The sequence below is a fragment of the Streptomyces sp. NPDC055966 genome (assembly GCF_042269865.1).
GTDB lineage: Bacteria > Actinomycetota > Actinomycetes > Streptomycetales > Streptomycetaceae > Streptomyces.
Genome location: NZ_JBHJYK010000018.1, coordinates 234,174 through 255,077 on the forward strand (window position 1 = coordinate 234,174; position 20,904 = coordinate 255,077).

Consider the following 20,904-nt stretch of genomic DNA (forward strand, 5'->3'; position numbering starts at 1 on the left):
GCCGTGCCGAGGAGGGGAGTTGAGCGGCGTGCGCGGTGAGGAGGACCGGCGCGGGGTGGCAGCGGATCCGGCCGGCGGGCGTCCGGCACCGCTGCGCGGGCGGGCGGCCCGGTTCCTGCGGGACCGGTGGCGGGTCCTGGTGCGGCTCGGGGCGTGGTCCGTGCTGGAGGCGGGGCAGACCTTTGTCGTCGGTTACGCGCTCGCGCGGGCGCTGGACACCGGGTTCCTGGCCGGAAGCGTACGGACCGGGCTGGGGTGGCTGGGGGCGGCGGGGCTCGCCGTGTGCGCCGGGGCGTACGGGACCGGGCGGGTCTACGGCGTGGTCGCCGAGCTGGTCGAACCGGCCCGGGACCGGCTGGTGACCGCCGTGGTCGGGCGGGGGGTGCGGGAGGCGGACCCGGGCGCGCTGTCCGGGCTCACCCAGCAGGTGGAACTGGCCCGGGACACGCTCGCGGGCGTGGTGATGGTGTCGCGCTCGTTCCTGTTCACGGCCGCCGGCGCCCTGATCGGTCTGCTCTCGCTGGCCCCGCTGCTGCTGACCGTCGTGCTGCCCCCGCTGCTGGCCGGGGTGGCCCTGTTCGCCGTGACGCTGCGACCGCTGGCCCGCCGTCAGGAGGCGTTCCTCACCACCGACGAGGCACTCGCGCGGGAGCTGGGCGCGCTGTGTCCCGGACTGCGGGACGTCACGGCGTGCGGCGCCGAGGAGCGCGTCGCGGCGGACCTGGGGCGACGGATCGACGCCGAGCTGGCCACCGCACGCGCCCTGGCCCGCTGGAGCCTGGCGCGCACGGCGGCGCTGGCCGTCGGCGGCGAGCTGCCCGTGGTGCTGCTCCTGGTCACGGCCCCCTGGCTGCTGCGCCACGGCGTGACCGCGGGCGCCCTGGTCGGCGCGCTCGCCTACGTCACCCAGTCCCTGCTCCCCGCACTCCAGAACCTGGTCCACGGCCTCGGCACGAGCGGCTCGCGCCTGACGGTGGTGCTGCGCCGCCTGACGAGCCGAGGACCGCGCACCGTTCGACTCCGGGAGGCGCAACCGGCCCAGGGGCGCGGGACCGCGTCCCTCAGCGGCTCCGCGGCGGGGCGCGACCAGCCACCACGGACCCGCACCCGCCCGCCCATCGCAAGCACCCGGTCCGCGCCCGCCCTCGCCCTCACCTCCCTCACCTTCGCCTACGGCTCCGCCGGCGAGCCGATCCTCGACGGCCTCGACCTCACCCTGCCCACCGGCGCCCACCTGGCCGTCGTGGGCCCCAGCGGCATCGGCAAGTCGACACTCACCAGCCTGATCGCCGGCCAGCTCACCCCGGACCACGGCACGATCCGCGTGCACGGCCACCCCGTGCCCGCGCCGCAGGCGACCGTCCTCATCCCCCAGGAGGCCTACGTCCACGGCGGCACCCTCGCCGAGAACCTGGCCCTCTTCCGGCCGGGCCCCGTACCGGAGGCCGAGCTGCTGGCCGCGGCCGACGCCGTCGGACTGACCCCTTTGCTGCGGGCGCTGGGCGGGCCGGACGCCCGGGTCGAGCCGACGGCGCTGTCGGCCGGCGAGCGCCAACTGATCGCGCTGACCCGGGCCTATCTCTGCGCCGCCCCGCTCGCCCTACTCGACGAGGCGACCTGCCATCTCGACCCGGCGGCGGAGGCACGCGCCGAGCGGGCCTTCGCCGGGCGGCCGGGCGGCACGCTGCTGGTCGTCGCCCACCGGCTCGGCTCGGCCCGCCGGGCCGGGCGGATCCTGGTCATGGACGGCGCGCACACCGCCTGCGGCACCCACGACGACCTGCTGCGCACCTCGGCCCTGTACCGGCAGCTCACCACCGGCCGCCCCCCGTCACCGACCGCACTCCCCCGCTAGCCGGTACCGGTCACAGCCAGCCTTCCCCCCGCGATATGCGTATGGCGTCGATCCGATTCCGCGCGCCCGTCTTGCGGGTGATCGACGCCATGTAGTTGCGGACCGTGCCGTGCGACAGGTGCAGGCTTCCGGCGATCTCCGCGATCGACGCGCCCCCGGCCGCCAGCGACAGCACGCTCAGCTCGCGTCTGGTCAGTGGCATCTGGGCCGCCTTGAGGAAGCCGAAGCCCAGTGAGGCATCGACGAAACGTTCCCTCGCGGCGACGCTGCGGATCGCGCGCAGCAGCCGGTCCGGTGAGCCCGCCTTGTCGACGAAGCCGAGGGCGCCCGCCTCGGCGGCCCGCTTCAGCAGGCCCGGCCGGTTCGCGTGGGCCATGACCACCAGCGCCGGCGGCCGGCCCGCCCCGGCCCGCGCCGGGGACAGATCGCCGAGCGGCGGTATGCCATGGCCGTCGACGCAGTCCAGGTCCGCCGCGCACACGTCCGGCGACGACGACCGTATCCTCGCCGCGGCGCCGCGCCACGGTGTGTCGTCCACGTCCAGCCCCGGTTCCCGGCCCAGCCACTCCGCCAGCACCGCCCGCACCAGACACGCGTCGTGCACCAGAAGCAACCGAATCACTGCCCGCCCCCTCGCAAGCTCGTCGTACCCCGCGCTCATCGCCCGGCCCCACCGTCGCGATCCGCCCCCGCGTACCCGCCCGCCCGCTCGTCCCCTCGCTGTGCGGTCGGTGCGGAAAGCGCCTGCCCATTCTTGGGCGCGTCCTGCGTTCACGGGCGCGGAGAATCGGCCATCAGGGTGCGCGGGGGCGCACGCGGAGCGCCCGTACGCCGCCCGCGCTTCCGATGTCTGCGGCACATGTCCGGGCGGACCGGTTGGCCAGCGGCTCCGTGGCACGGGCGAGCAGGGCGGGGCCGGGGCGCTCGCCGTGCGCGGCGCGCTCCCGCGAGGGAGTCTGGTCCCCGGGGCACGACGCGCGGCCGTACGAGGAGGTGGTGGCGTGTCCGACGGGCCGGGCTCAGGGCCGGTACCGGCACCGGCGGCCGAGGACACGGTGGCCGCCCGGCCGGTGCTGTCGCTCGCGCTGGCCTCGATGCTGGAGGAGGTGCGCGCCCACTCCGGCGCGGTGTATCTGCTCCGCCCCGACCAGCAGGTCCTGGAGATGGCGGTGCACGCGGGCATGCCCCGGGCGTTCGCGGCGCCGTGGGAGCGGGTCGGGCTGGGCGCGCGGATCCCGGTCGCCGACGCGGCGCGCGAGCGCCGGCTGGTGTGGGTGGGCGGCGAGGAGGAGATGGCCGGCCGGTATCCGCGGATCGCGCTGGTGCTGCCGTACCCGTTCGCGCTGGCCGCGATGCCGGTGGCGACCGGGAACCGGCTGTACGGCGCGGTGTTCGTGACGTGGCCGGGTGCGCATCCGCCGGAGCTGTCGGACGTGGAACGCGCCGATCTGACCGCGGCCTGCGACCGGCTGGCGCTGCGGCTGGAACGGGCCGCGGCACAGAACCGGCCGCTCGGCCCCGAGGTCGACGTGCTGGCGGTGCCGCTGCCGGCGGTCGCGGCGGGCACGACGGGCACGGCGGGTTCGGCCGAGGCGGTGCGGATGGTGGCCCGGCTGCCCTACGGGCTGCTGTCGCTGGATCTGAACGGCCGGATCGCGTTCGCCAACGCGGCCGCCACCGAGCTGCTCGGCCGGACGGCCGGGGAGCTGCTCGGGACGCTGCCGTGGGCGTCGGTGCCCTGGCTCAACGACCCGATGTACGAGGACCGTTACCGGGGAGCGCTGCTCAGCCAGCAGGTGACGTCGTTCGTGGCGCTGCGTCCGCCGGGCGAGTGGCTGTCGTTCCGGATGTATCCCAGCCGCAGCGGGCTGAGTGTGCGGATCACCCGGGCCCGGGCCGTGGCGGACATGGCGCAGGAGGCGCCGCGGGCCGGTCCGGCGCCGTCCCGGCTGGTGACGATCTCGCAGGTGCTGAGCCTCGCGGGCGCGCTGACCGAGGCGGTGGGCGTGCAGGACGTCGTGCAGCTGGTGTGGGACGAGGTGACCCCGGCGGTCGGCGGGCAGGCGATGGTGATCCTCGGCTCGCAGGGCGGGCGGCTGCATGTGCTGGGCCACCGGGGGTACGACGACCCGCACATCGTCGAGCGGTTCGACGGGCTGCCGCTGGCCGAGCGCACCCCGGGCACCCATGCCCTGACCAGCGGGGTGCCCGCGTTCTTCGACTCGCGGGAGCAGTTGGAGCGGTTGTATCCGCAGCGGCACGAGACCCCGGACGGCTTCGCGGCCTGGGCGTATCTGCCGCTGATCGCGTCCGGCCGGCCGGTGGGCACGTGCGTGCTGGCGTACGCCGAGCCGCATGTCTTCCCCGCCGACGAGCGGGCCGTGCTGACCTCCCTCGGCGGGCTGATCGCGCAGGCGCTGGAGCGGGCCCGGCTCTACGACGCCAAGCACCGGCTGGCGCACGGCCTCCAGCAGGCCCTGCTCCCCAGCTCGCTGGTGCCGCCGCCCGGCATCGAGGCCGCCGCCCGCTATCTGCCGGCCATGCACGGCATGGACATCGGCGGCGACTTCTACGATCTGGTGCCGACGCTGCCGCTGTCGTCGGCGGTGATCGGGGACGTCCAGGGGCACAACGTGACGGCGGCGGGCCTGATGGGGCAGATCCGTACCGGCGTGCGGGCGTACACCACGGTCGGGCAGGAGCCGCACGAGGTGATGAGCAGCACCAACCGGCTGCTGATCGACCTCGGCGCGGAACTGTTCGCCAGCTGTCTGTATCTGCGGCTGGATCCGGCGCGCGGGCGGGCCGTGATGGCGCGGGCGGGGCATCCGCCGCCGCTGCTCAGGCGGCCGGACGGCCGGGTGCGGGTGCTGGACCTGGCGGGCGGCCCGCTGCTCGGGATCGACGCGGGCGCCGTGTATCCGACGACCGAGGTGTCCCTCGCACCGGGTTCGGTGCTGCTCCTCTACACCGACGGCCTGGTGGAGTCCCCCGGCATCGACATCGAGGACGCGCTGGTCGACCTCGGCGGTCTGCTGTCGGAGTGCGGGCAGCGGCCGCTGGAGGACCTGGCGGACGAGGTCGTACGGCACAGTGCGGCGGCCCGGGGCCGGGCGGACGACGTGGCGGTGCTGCTGCTGCGGGCCTGCCCCGTTGTCTGACTCCCCGTGACGGGAGAGGAGTCCGGCCCTCCCGCCGGAGGGCCGGACCGTGAGCCGGTCGGCTCGGGGTCAGTTCGAACCGGTCACGGACGAGCCGTTGTTCGCGGTGCTCGCGGCGCCGCTGCCGGACTGATCGCCGGTGCCGGTACCGGTTCCTGCGCCGGACTGGTCGCTGCCACCGGCGCCGGCCCCGGCGCTGCCGGACGGGTCGGTGGCCGAGGCGGAGGGGTCGGCGGAGCCGCCGATCTGGGCGCCGCCGGCGCCGGCCGGGTCGCTCGCCGAGGCCGACGGGGCGGCGGAGCCGGACTGGCCGCCCGCGCCGCCGTTGCCCGCGTTGCCGCCGGCGCCCAGCGTCGCACCGGTGGCCTGGAGGGCGGCGGTGACCGGCTGGAAGAAGGTCTCGCCGCCGCTCGTGCAGTCGCCGCTGCCGCCGGAGGTCAGGCCGACCGCGCTGCCGTCCTGGGTGAACAGGGAGCCGCCGCTGTCGCCGGCCTCGGCGCACACGTTGGTCTGGATGAGGCCGTTGACGGTGTCGGTGCCGCCCGGGACGGTCTCGCTCGCGAAGTTCACGGTGGCGTCGAGGCCGGTGACCTGGCCGTTGTGCAGGCCGGTGGTGGAGCCCATGCGGAACACGGTCTCGCCGACGGTGGCGTCCGCGGCCTTGGTGATCTGCACGGTCTGGCCGTTGCCGGCGTTGACCTCGCTGGGCGCCTGGGTGGTCTTGTCGTTGTACTTGACGAGCGAGAAGTCGTTGCCCGGGAACTTCGCCTGGTCGACGGTGGCGATGGGCTGGCCGGTCTGCGAGTCGGACCAGTCCTTGGCCGCGACCCCGCAGTGACCGGCCGTCAGGAAGGCGGGGCTGCCGTCGGAGGCGGTGACGTTGAAGCCGAGGGAGCAGCGGACGCCGCCCTGCTGGGTCTGGGCGAAGATGGCGTCGCCGCCCGAGACGAAGGTCTTGAAGGTGCCGGCGGACTTCTTCAGGGTCGCCATGTTCGAGCCGAGGCTCTGCACGGTCGACTGCAGCCTGTTCCACTTGGCGCCGGTGACGCTGGAGTCCGCGGTGACGAGGATCTTGTTGGTGCGCGGGTCGACGGCCCACGAGGTGCCGGGGATCGTCGCCCTGGTCTTGAGCGTCCCGGCAGCGCCCTTGAGCGCCTTGGTGCTGTTCTGCACCTGGCGGGCGACCGCGCCCGCCTTCTCGACCTGGACGATCTTGTTGCTGTTGCCGTTGACCACGTTCACGACCAGCTGCTGCTTGCCGCTGTCGAAGTACGACCCGGCGAAGGCGTCGCCGAGGATCTTCTGGAGCTGGGCGGCGAGGCCGGAGGCGTCCGAGGCCTTCAGGGTCCGCGCGGTGCCGAGGGTGCCCGCGGCGTTCGTGTCGTTCTTGTCCTGGGACGCCATGGCGTTGGGCAGCAGGAGAGCCGCCGCTCCGAGCGCCGCGACACCGCCCACCGCTATCGCGGCCTTGCGCTTGGGCATTCGCTTGTGACTCAACTTCTCGACCTCCTGGGGACGGGGGTCTGCCGCTCTTGGGCAGTTCGATTCGGCGCCTGGATGGCCGTACGTACGCACCGGGCGCGCGCCGTGTTCAAACGGGCGGCGCAACTGCCGTACGGGGTGGGGGAATCGGCCAGGGTCGGCCGCGGTGGGCGTGGTGGCGGGGGCGGCTGGGAACAATCGCCCATATGACGATGACCACCGCCGAAGCCGACACGATCCTCGCCGACCGCTTCGCGCCCTGGGTGCGCGATCTCGGGCTGAGTGTCGAAGGCATCGGCGAGGACCGGGCGGTGCTGCGTCTGCCCTGGTCGCAGCGGCTGGCCCGGGAGGGCGGCGGGCTGTCGGGGCAGGCGCTCATGGCGGCCGCCGACACGGCGACGGTGATCGCGGTGTCGGCCGCGCGGGGCGCCTTCGTGCCGATGACGACGGTGCAGCAGTCCACGTCGTTCCAGCGGCCGGTGACCGGCGCGGATGTCCTGATCGAAGCGGTCCTGACGAAACTGGGCCGCCGGATGGCCTTCGCGGACGTCACACTGTCCGACGCGGACTCGGGGGCGCTCGCCGCCCGGGCGAGCACCGTGTACGCGATCCTGGACTGACGCCCGGCGGCTCCCCGGCCGGCTCCCCGTCGGCCCCGAGTCGGCTCTCAACCGACTCCGATCCGACACGGTCCGCTACCGATCAGTAACGGTCCGTTTCACGCGCGTAACGGAATCCCGGCTTCAGCGAATCTGCACATCCAATACCCACGCGGGTCACCGACGGCGACGGATCTGCACATCCCCGCGTCCCCGGACACGGCTTTGGCGCGGAGTGCCGGATTCGCCGTCGGTAAGACAAGGGGAAGACCAGCAAGCGATTGCGACGATGCCGCGCGGCTTGTGAAGGAGTCGCCGACAAGCCGTGCGCGTACCTGCACGGATGAGCCCGTTCCCGAGCCAAGTGCCCTGGTGAGCGCGTGGATTGATTGGAAGCGTGCCCAGCCTGCGTGCTTTGATCCATCGCACCGCAGGGCGCTGCGGCCTCCGGGCCACGGGGGTCGGCCGCCCGCGGTCGCGGCCGTCCGTCTGTCCCCAGAGGGGGCCGCTCCCCCCTTGTGAAATATCCTTTAGGAAGGGAAGTTCCATCATGAACTCCACCCCCCAGGTCGAGACCGTCGAGATCTCGGACGCCGAGCTGGACAACGTCTCCGGCGGTCTGTCCGTGAACGCCCTCAACACCGTGACGGGCGCCGTCAACGGCATCGCCCCGGTCTCCGGCCTGGTCAACACCGGCATCAGCACCGTCGAGGGCGTCACCGGCCTGAACGTTCAGCCGGTCACCGACCTGGTCGCCGGTCTCTGATCGCACCCAGTGTCAACCGAAGTCCCGGAGCCGTTTCCCGGCTCCGGGACTCTCGGGTGCCCGCCCGCGGGAGCCGGACCGTGTCCCTCGGTTCCTCGGCGGGTGCCGGTCACTTCGTCGTAACGCTGTCTCATCTCGGGTGAGGGAAGTCCCGTGCAGTTCCGCCAACAGGCCCTCGCCAAGCTCCAGTCGCCGGAAGAGCTGGACCTTCCGGTGCGCCTGGCCCGTCCCCAGGGCTGGCTCGCGCTGGGGGTCACCGTCGTCGTCATGGCCGCGGCCTCCGTCTGGGCGGTGACCGGTTCGGTCGCCTCCACGGTGAGCGCGCCCGCCATCCTCACGCACGGCCAGGGCAGTTACCTCCTGCAGAGCCCGGTCTCCGGCCAGGTCACGGCCGTCCTCGCGCAGCAGGGCGAACAGCTGCCCGCGAACGCGCCCGTGCTCAAGGTCCGTACCGTGCAGGGCGACTCGGTCGTCCGCACCGTCGCCGCGGGCCGCGTCAGCGCGCTCGCCGCCACCATCGGGCAGATCATCCAGACCGGCACGAACGTCGCCTCCGTGGAGAAGGTCGCCCACGCCTCGGACCCGCTGTACGCGACCGTCTACGTCCCCGCCGAGGACGGCGCCTCCATCCCCGCGCACGCCTCGGTCGACCTCACCGTCTCCTCGGTGCCGACCCAGACGTACGGCGTGCTGCGCGGCCGGGTGAAGTCGGTGGACCGCGAGGCGCAGTCCGCCCAGTCGATCGCCGCGTTCCTCGGCGACAGCCAGCTCGGCCAGCAGTTCACCCGCAAGGGCCGCCCGGTGGCCGTCACGGTGCTCCTGGACACGTCGGCGACGAAGAGCGGCTATCGCTGGTCCACCTCCGACGGGCCGCCGTTCGGGCTCGACTCGATGACCCTCGCCTCCGCCTCGGTCAAGCTGGCCGACCAGCGTCCGATCGATTGGCTGCTGCCGTGAGCCCTCAGACAGGAACCGGCCAGGACACCCGCGGCCGCAGAAGGGCCGCCCCGGCCAAGCGGCCGGTGCCGAGGCCCCGCGGCGGCACCGTCCGCACCCCTACGGTCCTCCAGATGGAGGCCGTCGAGTGCGGCGCCGCCTCGCTGGCCATGGTCCTCGCCCACTACGGCCGGCACGTCCCGCTGGAGGAGCTGCGCATCGCCTGCGGTGTCTCCCGGGACGGCTCACGCGCCTCCAACCTGCTCAAGGCGGCCCGCAGTTACGGCCTGACCGCCAAGGGCATGCAGATGGACCTGGCCGCGCTCGCCGAGGTCGCGGCGCCGGCCATCCTGTTCTGGGAGTTCAACCACTACGTCGTCTACGACGGCATGGGCCGGCGCTTCGGCCGCCGCGGGGTGTACATCAACGACCCCGCCAAGGGCCGCCGGTTCGTTCCCATGGAGGAGTTCGACGGCTCCTTCACCGGTGTGGTGCTGGTGCTGGAGCCGGGCGACGGCTTCAGCAAGGGCGGGCGCAAGGCGGGCGTGCTCGGCGCGATGCCGGCCCGGCTGCGCGGCACCGCCGGCACCCTGCCCGCCGCCGTCCTCGCCAGCCTGCTGCTGGTCGCGGTCGGCGCCACGGTGCCCGCGCTCAGCCGCACCTACATCGACACGTTCCTCATCGGCGGCCGGACGTCCCTGCTGGGCGTGCTGTTCGCCTCGATGGGCACCTGTGTGCTGCTCACCCTGGTGCTGACCTGGCTCCAGCAGGCCAACCTGCTGCACGGCCGGATCATCTCCTCCACCCTGTCCAGCGCCCGCTTCCTGCGCCATCTGCTGCGGCTGCCGGTCACCTTCTTCTCCCAGCGCTCCCCGGCCGACCTGGTGCAGCGCCTGCAGTCCAACGACCAGGTCGCCGAGACCCTGGCCCGCGACCTCGCGGCGGCGGGCGTGGACGCGATCGTCGTCGTGCTGTACGCCGTGCTGCTCTACACCTACGACCCGCAGCTGACGTTCGTCGGCATCGGCGTGGCCCTGCTCAACGTGGTCGCCATGCGCCTCGTCGTACGGCTGCGGGCGACCCGGACGGCGAAGCTGCGCGCGGACACGGCACGGCTGACGAACACCTCGTACACCGGTCTGCAGCTGATCGAGACGATGAAGGCGACCGGCGGCGAGGACGGCTACTTCCGCAAGTGGGCCGGGCAGCACGCCACCACGCTGGAGGAGCAGCAGCGGCTCGGCGTGCCGAGCGCCTGGCTCGGCGTGGTCGCACCCGCGCTCGCGACGTTCAACAGCGCGTTGATCCTGTGGATCGGCGGCATGAAGGCCGTCGAGGGGCACATCTCGGTCGGTCTGCTGGTCGCCTTCCAGTCGCTGGTGACCCGCTTCACCGCCCCGCTCACCCGGCTCAACGGCGTGGCGGGCCGCATCCAGGACTTCGCGGCCGACGTGGCCCGCCTGAAGGACGTGGAGAACTTCCAGGCCGACCCGCTCTACGCCCGCCCCGGTGGCGGCGGCGACTCCACGCGCCGGCTGCACGGGCACATCGAGCTGGAGAACATCACCTTCGGCTACAGCCCGCTGGACAAGCCGCTGCTGAGCGGCTTCGACCTGACCGTGGGTCCCGGGCAGCAGGTGGCGCTGGTCGGCGGCTCGGGCAGCGGCAAGTCGACGGTCTCCCGCCTGATCTCGGGCCTGTACGCCCCCTGGGACGGCGTGATCCGCATCGACGGCCGCCGACTGGACGACATCCCGCGCGGGGCGCTCGCCTCCTCCGTCTCCTTCGTCGACCAGGACGTGTTCCTCTTCGAGGGCTCGGTCCGCGACAACATCGCCCTGTGGGACCCGTCCATCCCGGACGAGGCCGTGGTGGAGGCGCTGAAGGACGCGGCGCTCTACGACGTCGTCATGCGAAGGCCCGGCGGCATCCACAGCAAGGTCGAGCAGGACGGCCACAACTTCTCCGGCGGGCAGCGCCAGCGCCTGGAGATCGCGCGGGCGCTGGTGCGCCGGCCGAGCATCCTCGTGCTGGACGAGGTGACCAGCGCGCTGGACGCGGAGACCGAGCTGGTCGTGATGGACAACCTGCGCCGGCGCGGCTGCGCCTGTGTGGTGATCGCGCACCGGCTGAGCACGGTCCGCGACAGCGACGAGATCGTCGTGCTCCAGCACGGCACGGTCGTCGAGCGCGGGCGGCACGAGGAGCTGGTGGCGCACGGCGGCGCGTACGCGGCACTGGTCAGGGAGCGGTGAGATGACGACTGTTCAGGAGGGGTACGACGGCGACCTCGTCCTCGGCGCGCTCGGCTCGCTGGGCGCGCGCGTGGACTGCGCGGGCTTCAACCGCGTGGACCTGGAGGGCCCGCAGGTGCTGTGGCTGGTCGCGGCCGGCGCGCTGGACCTGTTCGCGGTGGACGCGGCGCAGCAGGGCCACTGGCACCACCTCGGCCGGCTGGAGGCGGGCACCCTGCTGCTCGGCCCGGTCGCCGGCCCCCAGCACACCCTCGTCGCCCGCCCGGTGCGCGACTGTGTGCTGCACCGCGTCAACCTGCGCGAGCTGTACCAGCCCGCGAACACGCAGACCTGGTCGTACGACGAGTACGGCAACCCGCAGTACGTCCCGCCCGCCACCAGCCCGCTGGAGTACGCGGTCGCGCTCGGCGTCGGCCGCGGTCTGTCCGTCCTCTTCCAGGCCCCGATGGCCGAGGACCGCTCCCAGGCGCCCACCGACGACGACGTGTTCTGGATGCAGGTGCCGCCGGGCAGCGTGCAGTACGGCTCCCTGTACGGCGCGGAGGCCGCCGCCGATCTGCTGATGGACCCGGCGCTGTGGCAGTCCATGGTGGACCAGCAGTACCGGCTGCTGACCGCGCTGGACCGGTGGATCGAGCAGCTGGAGCGCACCCACGAGACGCGGGCCGCCGCCGGCATCAAGGCCGGTGAGGAGGTCCGCGCCCAGGCCGACCAGACGCTGCTCGCCTCCATCGGCCGCCGCTCGGCCCGCCGGACCACGGCCGCCGACGCGGACGCCGGGTACGCGGCCTGCAAGCTGGTCGCCGAGGCGGCCGGGATCACCCTCGCCGAGCCCGCGCAGAGCGGCACCGAGAGCGAACGCCTCGACCCGGTCGAGCGGGTGGCCCTCGCCTCCCGGGTGCGCACCCGCACCGTACGGCTGGACGGGCGCTGGTGGCGGGAGAACGTGGGCCCGCTGGTCGGGCACCGGGCGCTGTCCGGGGCGCCGGTCGCGCTGCTGTGGCGGCGCGGCGGCTATGTGGCCGTGCATCCGGGCACGGGGCGCGAGACGCCGATCGAGAAGGCGAACGCGGAGGAGTTCGAGCCGCGTGCGGTGATGTTCTACCGGCCGCTGCCCGACAAGGCGCTCACCCCGTTCGGACTGCTGCGGTTCAGCCTCCAGGGCACCCGCGGCGACCTGGTCGGGCTGCTCCTCGCCGGGCTGGTGACGGTGGCGATCGGCGCGCTGGTCCCGGTCGCGACCGGCAAGGTGCTCGGCGAGTACGTGCCGACGGCGCAGTCGGGCCTGATCGTCCAGGTGTGCCTGGCCGTGATGGTGAGCGGCGTGGTGGCGGCGGCCTTCACCCTGCTGGAGAACCTGTCCATCCTGCGCCTGGAGGGCCGTATCGAGGCGGCGCTCCAACCGGCCGTCTGGGACCGGCTGTTGCGCCTGCCCACCCGGTTCTTCACCCAGCGCTCCACCGGTGAACTGGCCAGCGCCGCCATGGGCATCAGCACGATCCGCCGGCTGCTGGCGGGCGTCGGACCCGTGGTCGCGCAGTCGGTGACGATCGGCGCGATGAACCTGGGCATGCTGTTCTGGTACAGCGTGCCGATGGCCATGGCCGCGCTCGGCATGCTCGTCGTCATCGGGGCCGTCTTCCTCGGGCTCGGGCTGTGGCAGGTGCGCTGGCAGCGGCGGATCGTGGTGCTCGGCAACAAGCTGAACAACCAGGCCTACCAGACCCTGCGCGGGCTGCCCAAGCTGCGGGTCGCGGCGGCCGAGAACTACGCCTACGCCGCCTGGGCGCGGGAGTTCGCGCGCAGCCGGGAGCTCCAGCAGAAGGTCGGCCGGATCAAGAACCTTTCGTCGGTGCTCGGCGCGGTCTATCTGCCGATCGTCACGCTGCTGATGTTCATGCTGCTGGCGGGCCCGGCGAAGGGCGCGATGTCGGCGGCGGACTTCCTCACCTTCAACACCTCGGTGACGATGGTGCTGACCTCGGTGACCCAGCTGACCGGCTCCTTCGTCTCGGCGGTGGCCGCGCTGCCGCTGTTCGAGGAGATCAAGCCGGTCTTCGAGGCGACCCCCGAGGTGCGCTCGGCGAGCACCCGGCCGGGCCGGCTGTCCGGCGCGCTGGAGGCCCGGCGCCTCTCCTTCCGCTACGCCGACGACGGTCCGCTGGTCCTGGACGACGTGTCCTTCGCGATCCGGCCGGGCGAGTTCGTCGCGGTCGTGGGCCCGAGCGGCTGCGGCAAGTCCACCCTGCTGAGGCTGCTCATCGGCTTCGACAGGCCGGTCTCCGGCAGTGTCCTCTACGACGGCCAGGACCTGGCGGCCCTGGACCAGTCCGCCGTCCGCCGCCAGTGCGGAGTGGTCCTCCAGCACGCCCAGCCGTTCACCGGCTCGATCCTGGACGTCATCTGCGGCACCGAGCCGTACACGCCGGAGGAGGCGATGGCGGCGGCCGAGATGGCGGGCCTCGCGGAGGACATCAAGCGGATGCCGATGGGGCTGCACACGATCGTGTCGGCGGGCGGTGCGATCTCCGGCGGCCAGCGCCAGCGCCTGATGATCGCCCAGGCACTGATCCGGCGCCCGCGCATCCTCTTCTTCGACGAGGCGACCAGCGCGCTGGACAACGACACCCAGCGCATCGTCATCGACAGCACCCGCAAGCTGAACGCGACCCGCGTCGTCATCGCCCACCGGCTCTCGACGGTCCTGGACGCCGACCGGGTGATCGTGATGGAGGACGGCAAGGTCGTCCAGCAGGGCAGCCCGGCCGACCTGCTCGCCGACACCGGCGGGCGGCTGCACGAGCTGGTGCGCAGGCAGATGGCCTAGGGGGTGTCGTCGGGGTCGCCCCGCCCCCGGGGGGCCTTTCCGGCCCGGTGGGGGCGCAGGGACGGCCAGTGGTGCGCGCAGAACCAGCGGCCGAGCAGGGCTCCGCCGTAGATGACGAACCCGACGCCGATCAGCCAGGACTCGACCACGAGGACGGTGCCGACCGCGCCGTAGCTGAGCGCGTTGGTGACGATCAGCGGGGTGAAGACGAGGTAGGAGAAGGCGCGCAGGCCGGAGAGGCCGAGGACGGTGGCGACGGCGCCCGGCAGCAGGGCGCGCCAGTGGACCTGGCCGCCGAGCAGGAAGCGCTGCCCCCACCAGAAGAAGAGCACGCCGGTCACCGCGGACAGCACGATCCGCCGGCCCCCGGACAGCGCCGTCTTCGTGGCGGCTTCCTGGTAGAGGTAGGCGGTGAGCACCACGAGCCAGGTCGCCTGCCGCCACACCCGGTGCCAGGGGCCGGAGGTCAGGCCCCAGATCCGTTCGTAGGCGTTCTGCACGCTGCCGCCGAAGGTGACACCGAAGACGCCGAGCAGGACGAGGCTGAAGACGCTCGTCGTGCCGATGACGTTGCGCGACGGGCTGATGACGTCCGTGAGCGCGCGGGCGGACGCGCCGGACAGGCCCATGCCGTCGGTGAGCCAGGCGGCGAAGCCGCCCCGGGCCAGCGGGTCGGCGGCGGCGACCACGATCAGCAGCGGGGCCAGCGTCACCAGGGCCAGGGTGGCGAACCCCATGGCCCGGTGCAACAGTTCCAGCTCACGGCCGTGCACGAACAGGGCCCGCACCCGGAGCCACCGCCAGGCGCGGTGCAGGCCGCGCCGCCACCGCTTCACGGCTCCTCCCGGGCTCGCCACCGCCATGCTCTCCTGAGCCGATTCATCCACCCCCACGCGCTCCGGGCAACTCGCGGGCACCCCCGTGCGGCGGCCGGCCCGCCCCCGTCAGTCCAGCCCCGGCACCGGCGCCCCGGACGGCACGCCCGCGTCGAGGTAGGCGGCGTAGAACTCCTTCCAGGGCGCGCTCACCCCGGCATGCGGGCCCTCGAAGCGTTCGCCGCGTGCCTTGGCGTCGAGGGCGGCGAGGCACACCTCCCAGCCGGCGCCGTTGCGGGCGGCGGTGTTCGTCTCGCCGAGCACGTGGGTGAGCGTGAACCGGGTGCGCCGTTCCCCGACGGCCTCCAGGTCGAAGTGGAGTTCGTCGCCGCCCCACTCGAAGGACAGGTGCCGCAGCGGTTCGACGGCGAGCACCGTGCCGGTGAACTCGGGCGTCTTCGGGTCGGTGAAGCGGATGGTGCCGCCGGGGCGCAGCTCCATCTCGGCGCGGAACGGGAACCACTGCTCCAGTTCCTCGGGATCGGTGGCGAACTGCCAGACGCGGTCCACCGGGTGGTCGTAGGTGCGGGTGAACCGGACGGCGGGGCGGCCGTCGTCGAGGGTGAGATAGGTGCCGGTGAGGTCGACGGGCATGGTGTCTCAGTCCTTCGGTGGTGGGGGGTGCGGGGTGTCGTCCGAGGTCGCGTCGAGGCGCCGGCCCAGGGCGTCCAGGCTGCTGTTCCACAGCCTGCGGTAGGGCGCCAGCCAGGCGTCGAGGGCGGCGATCGGGGCCGGGTCCAGGGCGTGGACCCGGCGCTGGGCGTCCTGCCGGACCCGGACCAGGCCCGCCTCGCGGAGCACCTTCAGATGCTTGGACGTGCTCGGCTGGCTCAGCCCGCAGGCCTCGGCGATCTCTCCGACCGGCCGGGGGCCGGCCAGCAGGAGGTCCACGATCGCCCGCCGCTGGGGGTCGGCGAGGGCGGACCAGAGCGCTGCATCGGACATACAGCGAATATGCGTCGCCGGTTATATGCCTGTCAAGGAATACACACGCACGTGACGCGCGACACCCAGCGAAACGTTGCCGTTTCGCAGCGAGTGTTCTAATCTCGACCTGTACGAAACCGTTTCGTTTACGTGCCGTTCACGTCGGCACGTTCGCTATGCCCCTGCCCTGTCCCGAAGTTCTGTCCCGAACGACTTCCCTGGAGTGGTTCATGTCCCAGAAGACCCTCGCCGAGGGCTCCCGCGCCGGAGCCGTCGGGATCGACAAGGCCGGTGCGGACGCCGGACCGGGCACGGCCCCGGCGAAGCGCTGGTGGATCCTCGCGGTCGTCGCCGTCGCCCAGCTGATGGTCGTGCTCGACGCCACGATCGTGAACATCGCCCTGCCGTCCGCCCAGACCGACCTCGGCTTCTCCGACGGCAGCCGGCAGTGGATCGTGACGGCCTACGCCCTCGCGTTCGCCTCACTGCTGCTGCTCGGCGGCCGCATAGCCGACCTCTTCGGCCGCAAGCCCGCCTTCCTCGTCGGTGTCGTCGGCTTCGCCGCGGCCTCCGCGCTCGGCGGCGCCGCGAACGGCTTCACCATGCTGGTGATCGCCCGCGCCCTCCAGGGAGCCTTCGGCGCCCTGCTCGCGCCCGCCGCGCTGTCGCTGCTCAACACCACCTTCACCAACGCCCGGGAGCGGGCCCGCGCCTTCAGCGTGTACGGCGCGATCGCCGGCGCCGGCGGCGCCGTGGGCCTGCTGCTCGGCGGCGTGCTGACCGACGCCCTCGACTGGCGCTGGACCCTGTACGTGAACGTGGCCATCGCCGTCGTCGCCTTCGTGGGCGGCTGGCTCCTGCTGAGCAACCACCGCGACGCGGCGAACGCCAAGCTCGACGTGCCCGGCACCGTCCTGGTCGCCGGCGGACTGTTCTCCCTGGTGTACGGCTTCTCCAACGCCGAGACCCACCACTGGGGTTCGCCGCTGACCTGGGGCTTCCTGATCGCCGGCGGTCTGCTGCTCGCGGCCTTCGCCTGGTGGCAGACCCGCGCCGCGCACCCGCTGCTGCCGCTGCGCATCCTGCTCGACCGCGACCGCGGCGCCTCCTACATCGCGGTGCTCATCACCGGCGCGGGCATGTTCGGCGTGTTCCTCTTCCTGACCTACTACCTCCAGCTCAACCTCGGCTTCAGCCCCACGAAGACCGGTGTGGCGTTCCTGCCGATGGTCGGCGCGCTGATGGTGACCGCCCAGGTGGGCACCACCCTGCTGCTGCCCCGCGTCGGTCCCAAGGCCGTCATCCCGCTGGGCTTCGCGATCGCCACGGCCGGCATGGCCTGGCTGACCGGCATCGGCCTCGGCGCGCACTACGCGAGCGCGGTGCTGCCCCAGCTGATCGTGATCGGAGTCGGGCTCGGCCTGGTCATGCCGCCGGCCATGCAGCTGGCCACCGGCGGGGTCGCGGCGGAGGACGCCGGCGTGGCCTCCGCGGCCGTCAACGCCATGCAGCAGGTGGGTGGTTCGATCGGGACGGCGCTGCTGAACACGCTCGCCTCGACCGCCGCCACCCATTACCTGACCGGCCGCGACGCCACCAGCAAGCTGGTCCGGGCGCAGGCGACCGTCGAGAGCTACACGACCGCGTTCTCGTGGTCCGCGGGACTCTTCGCCGCGGGCGCGCTGATCGCCTTCCTGCTCTACCGGCGCGGGGTGCCGCAGCAGGACGCGGGAGCCGCTCCGGTCGTCCACATGTGACCGCCGGAAGCCGATGAAGCCCGAGGGGCCGCCGTCAGCAGGGAGACGGCGGCCCCTCGGCCCGTTTTGACCCCGGGCCGGACCTCAGCCGTGTCGCTCTGCGTGTCCGAAACGTCCGGCATGTGAGACGCCTCTCCAGGGCGGTGCCGACGGCCCTGATTGAAACCGGTGTTTTTTCGCCGCTCCCCGGGAAGGCCCCCCACGGGCCGTACCCGGGGAGCGGCTGTGTGCCCGGAAGCCGGCGGGCGGCCCCACTCCGCCCGTCGGCCCCGGCACGAGATCGCTGGTTCCCCGCTCCAGTGGCCGCACTCCCCAGTTGCGGACCTGCTCCGGCGCGTACGGGTACCCCGCGATCCCGGTCCTGGCAGGCGGGTCGCCTAGAAGGCGAAGACGCCGCCGGTGATGGAGTCCTTGATGCAGGCGTTGCCGAAGGTCCGCTCGTAGGAGACGCGTTGGCCCTGCCAGACACCCTGGACCGTGACGACGACCGGGTTGTACAGCTCGGTGCACCACACGCCCTCGGCGGGCTTCAGCGCGTTGAAGTCACCACCGGTGCCGCGCAGTTCCGCGCAGGCGCGGGCCGCGTCCGGGTGGGTGCCGGAGGCCGCGGGGGCACAGGTGAGGGTGACGGCGCGCTCCGGCGTGGCCGTCGCCGCGTCGTTGCCGTGCCCCACGGTGAGTACCAGCGCCGAGGGGGCGTACAGCGACGACGGGGCGGCGCCCGGTGCAGCGACGGCGGCCCCGGTCAGGGGTCCGCAAACGGCGGCGGCCGTGAGGCCGAGGGCCGCTGCCCAGCGCGCGGTGTTCCGCATTGTGTGCATCCTTCCGCTCAATCGGACGAGGTGCCACCCCGTGCCCGGATCGGACGCCGGAGCGGCGAGCGCCACTCTGCCGAGTCCCCGGTCGAAACACACATCGAACGCATGGGTTTCGGTAACCTTTCGTGTTGAATCAGTGGCGTGATGTCACGGAATTTGCACACCGTGACCCGGGAACTGAGCGGGTTCCACGCTCTGCGAGCCATCCAATGGCCGAAAATCACCGCATCGTTAATCGTCCTGAAACACTCCGGCCCGGTCGCCGTTGAAGCGATTCATGACTCCTCGTGTTCATGTGGCGATCATGAAGTGATCACCGGCCCCGGGCCCCGGCCGGCGCCCGCCCGGCTACCCGCCCGTATGGTCGGGCTGCACCTGTACCCCATCTCATCGGCGACGAGAGGCGGACGGCCGGATGGCGAAGCACTGGGCCGACTTCCAGTACGAGATCTATCTGAACGGGATGACGGGTGCCGTGCCCCGGCTGCCCACCGATCTGACCCGGCTGGAAGAGCTGGCCGAACACCGGCTCGCCCCGGGTCCGGTGGGGTACGTGGCGGGCAGCGCGGGCGACGGCAGCACGGCCCGCGCCAACCGGGCCGCGCTCGCGCGGCGCCGGATCGTGCCGCGCATGCTGCGGGACGTCGGCGAGCGCGATCTGTCGACCGAGGTGCTCGGGCGGTCCCTGCCGGCGCCGCTGGCGCTGGCCCCCGTCGGCGTACTGAAGATCATGCATCCCGATGCCGAACTGGCCGCCGCCCGGGGCGCCGCCGCGCAGGGTGTGCCGTACATCCTGTCGTCGGCGTCCAGCACACCGATGGAGCAGGTGGCGCAGGCGATGGGGGACGCCGAGCGGTGGTTCCAGCTGTACTGGGGCAAGGACCGCGAGGTGACCCGGAGTTTCCTCGGCCGGGCGAAGGCCGCCGGGTTCTCGGTGCTGGTGGTCACGCTGGACACCCAGCTGCTGGCGTGGCGGCCCCGCGACCTGGACCAGGCGTACCTGCCGTTCGTGCACGGGGTGGGCACCGCCAACTACTTCACCGACCCGGCCTTTCGCGCGGGGCTCGCCCGGCCCGTGGAGGAGGATCCGAACGCGGCGGTCCTGCACTTCCTGGGCCTGTTCGGGGATCCGGGCAAGTCCTGGCCCGACCTGGCCTTCCTGCGGGAGCACTGGGACGGCCCGATCGTCCTGAAGGGCGTCCTGCACCCGGACGACGCGCGGCTGGCCGCCGACGCCGGGATGGACGGCGTGGTGGTCTCCAACCACGGCGGCCGGCAGGTGGCCGGGGCGGTCGCGGCGGCCGACGCGCTGCCCCGGGTCGCCGCGGCCGTCGGCGACCGGCTGACGGTGCTGTTCGACAGCGGGGTGCGCACCGGCGACGACGTGTTCAAGGCGCTGGCTCTCGGCGCGCGGGCGGTGCTGCTGGGGCGGCCGTACGTCTACGGGCTCGGCCTGGACGGACAGGCCGGCGTCGAGCATGTCGTCAAGTGCCTGCTGGCCGAGTTCGACCTGACCCTCGCCCTCTCCGGGCACACCAACCCGGGAAGCGTGTCAGCGGCCGACCTCGCCCCAGACCCCGCGCGCTGACGGCCCGTTGGCCGCACGGCCACCCACCCTCCCGGAGCACCGCAACGCACACGGCTCCGCCTGACGCTCGCCCTCTCCGGGCACACCGGCCCGGGGAGGGTGTCAGCGGCCGGCCTGACCCCGGGCGCCGCGCGCTGACGGGCCGTTGCCGGTGGCGGGCGGAGCGCCACCGGCGGGGGGTCAGGCGTCCTTCTCCGGCGGTCGCGCGGGCCGTGCGGAGGGGGCGCCCGTGCCGGCCACGGACAGGGAGCCGGGGCTCGCCGACGGCGTGTCGGTGACCCAGCGCTGGCCGGCCGACCGGTCCCGGACCTTGACGACGAGGTCGGCGCCCGGGGCCGCGCCGGCGCCCGCGAGGGCCAGGGTGCGGTCCCAGCGGGTCAGCAACTCGCCCTGGGCGGTGCGGTCGTAGCGCACGTCGGCGGCCCGCTGCGAGCCCTCCGCGGCGCAGTCGCCGAGGAGCACCACCCCGGCGTCGGCGTGCGAGTCCAGGCACAGACCCGAGTCGGCCGCGCTGCGCAGCAGCCCGTCCGTGCCGTACGTCCACTGCTGGGTGGCCGCCGGGGAGCAGACGGCCAGCACCGCGCCCGCCCCGGCCTTCGGCGTGCCCCTGATGTCGAGGCACAGGTCGGAGTCGGCGTTGCGCAGCCGGGTGGGCCGGCCGGACGTGGGCAGGCCCGCGGTGCCGGGGGCGCCGGCGGAACCGGCGGCCGAGGTGCCCTCGGTGCCGGGGACGGCGCTGGTGGAGGCGACCGGGTCGGTGCCGTCGCCGCCGTTCGGCCACACGCTGATCACCAGCACGGTCGCGAGCAGCCCGGCCGAGGCCAGTCCGACCCCGGTGAGCAGCGTCCGGGAGGAGACGGCGGTGCCGGACACCCGGAGCACGGCCGCCGGTGTCCGGGCGAGCGGTCCGCTCGCGCCGCCGCCGCGCCGCCGGCCGCGGGGCGCCCGTGCGCGGGCGCGTGGTTCGCCCGGTTCGCCGTCGGCGTCGCCGCGCCCGCCGGACCGGGCGACCCGGTCGAGCAGCCCGGGTCTGCCGCCGCCGCGGCGGCGTCCGCCCG

At 73.4% G+C, this 20,904-nt stretch carries 16 protein-coding genes; 9 read left to right on the forward strand and 7 right to left on the reverse strand.

The features are described 5' to 3' along the window. The first annotated feature begins 28 nt into the window (after positions 1–28). Entirely contained in the window at positions 29–1,855 is a 1,827-nt protein-coding gene (locus ACFC8N_RS33425) for an ATP-binding cassette domain-containing protein (RefSeq protein WP_376292354.1), read from the forward strand. A gap of 10 nt (positions 1,856–1,865) precedes the next feature. On the opposite strand, the gene ACFC8N_RS33430 is transcribed toward ACFC8N_RS33425, so the two are convergent. Then, a complete protein-coding gene (locus ACFC8N_RS33430) occupies positions 1,866–2,477 on the reverse strand; it encodes a response regulator transcription factor (protein WP_356029506.1) in 612 nt (203 codons plus the stop codon). 379 nt (positions 2,478–2,856) lie between these two features. Between ACFC8N_RS33430 and ACFC8N_RS33435 the strand changes: the two genes are divergently transcribed. Beyond that, a complete protein-coding gene (locus tag ACFC8N_RS33435; protein ID WP_376292316.1) occupies positions 2,857–5,016 on the forward strand; it encodes a SpoIIE family protein phosphatase in 2,160 nt (719 codons plus the stop codon). Between the two features lie 69 nt (positions 5,017–5,085). Here the strand turns inward: ACFC8N_RS33435 and ACFC8N_RS33440 are convergent, their stop codons facing one another. Further along, entirely contained in the window at positions 5,086–6,498 is a 1,413-nt protein-coding gene (locus ACFC8N_RS33440; protein WP_376292356.1) for a S1 family peptidase, read from the reverse strand. A gap of 206 nt (positions 6,499–6,704) precedes the next feature. On the opposite strand from ACFC8N_RS33440, the gene ACFC8N_RS33445 reads away from it, so the two are divergent. The 5 genes from ACFC8N_RS33445 to ACFC8N_RS33465 all read left to right on the forward strand — a co-directional run bounded on the left by ACFC8N_RS33445 (position 6,705) and on the right by ACFC8N_RS33465 (position 13,881). After that, positions 6,705–7,118 carry a PaaI family thioesterase gene (locus tag ACFC8N_RS33445; RefSeq protein ID WP_356029502.1) on the forward strand — a complete coding sequence of 138 codons (414 nt, stop codon included), beginning with the start codon at positions 6,705–6,707 and terminating at the stop codon, positions 7,116–7,118. A 529-nt stretch (positions 7,119–7,647) separates the two neighbouring features. Further along, positions 7,648–7,863, forward strand: a complete 216-nt coding sequence (locus ACFC8N_RS33450; protein WP_067044133.1) for a hypothetical protein — start codon at positions 7,648–7,650, stop codon at positions 7,861–7,863. A gap of 153 nt (positions 7,864–8,016) precedes the next feature. Continuing rightward, positions 8,017–8,820: an HlyD family efflux transporter periplasmic adaptor subunit gene (locus ACFC8N_RS33455; RefSeq protein ID WP_356029501.1), complete on the forward strand. Its 804-nt coding sequence runs from the start codon at positions 8,017–8,019 to the stop codon at positions 8,818–8,820. Next, positions 8,817–11,054: an NHLP family bacteriocin export ABC transporter peptidase/permease/ATPase subunit gene (locus ACFC8N_RS33460; RefSeq protein WP_376292320.1), complete on the forward strand. Its 2,238-nt coding sequence runs from the start codon at positions 8,817–8,819 to the stop codon at positions 11,052–11,054. Before ACFC8N_RS33455 ends, ACFC8N_RS33460 begins: the two co-directional genes overlap by 4 nt. 1 nt (position 11,055) lies before the next feature. Next, entirely contained in the window at positions 11,056–13,881 is a 2,826-nt protein-coding gene (locus tag ACFC8N_RS33465; protein ID WP_376292322.1) for an NHLP bacteriocin export ABC transporter permease/ATPase subunit, read from the forward strand. Here the strand turns inward: ACFC8N_RS33465 and ACFC8N_RS33470 are convergent. The 3 genes from ACFC8N_RS33470 to ACFC8N_RS33480 form a co-directional block, all read right to left on the reverse strand. Then, on the reverse strand, positions 13,878–14,744 hold the full coding sequence (locus ACFC8N_RS33470) for a ribonuclease BN (protein WP_376292324.1): 867 nt from the start codon (positions 14,742–14,744) through the stop codon (positions 13,878–13,880). The two genes, ACFC8N_RS33465 and ACFC8N_RS33470, sit on opposite strands and share 4 nt — an antisense overlap. An 81-nt stretch (positions 14,745–14,825) precedes the next feature. Then, positions 14,826–15,350 (reverse strand): SRPBCC family protein, encoded by a 525-nt coding sequence (locus tag ACFC8N_RS33475; protein ID WP_356029497.1) that lies wholly within the window; start codon positions 15,348–15,350, stop codon positions 14,826–14,828. 6 nt (positions 15,351–15,356) lie between these two features. Then, the gene (locus ACFC8N_RS33480) at positions 15,357–15,701 is read right to left on the reverse strand and encodes a metalloregulator ArsR/SmtB family transcription factor (protein WP_356029495.1); all 345 of its coding nucleotides are present in this window, start codon (positions 15,699–15,701) and stop codon (positions 15,357–15,359) included. 212 nt (positions 15,702–15,913) lie between these two features. Between ACFC8N_RS33480 and ACFC8N_RS33485 the strand changes: the two genes are divergently transcribed. Beyond that, complete coding sequence (locus tag ACFC8N_RS33485; RefSeq protein WP_356029493.1) at positions 15,914–17,440, forward strand: MFS transporter; 1,527 nt, start codon at positions 15,914–15,916, stop codon at positions 17,438–17,440. A gap of 377 nt (positions 17,441–17,817) precedes the next feature. On the opposite strand, the gene ACFC8N_RS33490 is transcribed toward ACFC8N_RS33485, so the two are convergent. Continuing rightward, complete coding sequence (locus tag ACFC8N_RS33490; RefSeq protein ID WP_362819473.1) at positions 17,818–18,252, reverse strand: subtilase-type protease inhibitor; 435 nt, start codon at positions 18,250–18,252, stop codon at positions 17,818–17,820. 421 nt (positions 18,253–18,673) lie between these two features. On the opposite strand from ACFC8N_RS33490, the gene ACFC8N_RS33495 reads away from it, so the two are divergent. Further along, a complete protein-coding gene (locus tag ACFC8N_RS33495; protein WP_356029490.1) occupies positions 18,674–19,846 on the forward strand; it encodes a lactate 2-monooxygenase in 1,173 nt (390 codons plus the stop codon). A gap of 180 nt (positions 19,847–20,026) precedes the next feature. On the opposite strand, the gene ACFC8N_RS33500 is transcribed toward ACFC8N_RS33495, so the two are convergent. Next, positions 20,027–20,904 (reverse strand): RICIN domain-containing protein (locus ACFC8N_RS33500; protein ID WP_376292328.1); only part of this gene is annotated, 878 nt, incomplete at its 5' end.

Coding starts and splice junctions, on each gene's coding strand:
- ACFC8N_RS33440 (WP_376292356.1), bottom strand. CDS start 6,498: ATGCCCAAGCGCAAGGCCGCGATAGCGGTGGGCGGTGTCGCGGCGCTC.
- ACFC8N_RS33445 (WP_356029502.1), top strand. CDS start 6,705: ATGACGATGACCACCGCCGAAGCCGACACGATCCTCGCCGACCGCTTC.
- ACFC8N_RS33450 (WP_067044133.1), top strand. CDS start 7,648: ATGAACTCCACCCCCCAGGTCGAGACCGTCGAGATCTCGGACGCCGAG.
- ACFC8N_RS33465 (WP_376292322.1), top strand. CDS start 11,056: ATGACGACTGTTCAGGAGGGGTACGACGGCGACCTCGTCCTCGGCGCG.
- ACFC8N_RS33470 (WP_376292324.1), bottom strand. CDS start 14,744: ATGGCGGTGGCGAGCCCGGGAGGAGCCGTGAAGCGGTGGCGGCGCGGC.
- ACFC8N_RS33475 (WP_356029497.1), bottom strand. CDS start 15,350: ATGCCCGTCGACCTCACCGGCACCTATCTCACCCTCGACGACGGCCGC.
- ACFC8N_RS33480 (WP_356029495.1), bottom strand. CDS start 15,701: ATGTCCGATGCAGCGCTCTGGTCCGCCCTCGCCGACCCCCAGCGGCGG.
- ACFC8N_RS33485 (WP_356029493.1), top strand. CDS start 15,914: ATGTCCCAGAAGACCCTCGCCGAGGGCTCCCGCGCCGGAGCCGTCGGG.
- ACFC8N_RS33490 (WP_362819473.1), bottom strand. CDS start 18,252: ATGCGGAACACCGCGCGCTGGGCAGCGGCCCTCGGCCTCACGGCCGCC.
- ACFC8N_RS33495 (WP_356029490.1), top strand. CDS start 18,674: ATGGCGAAGCACTGGGCCGACTTCCAGTACGAGATCTATCTGAACGGG.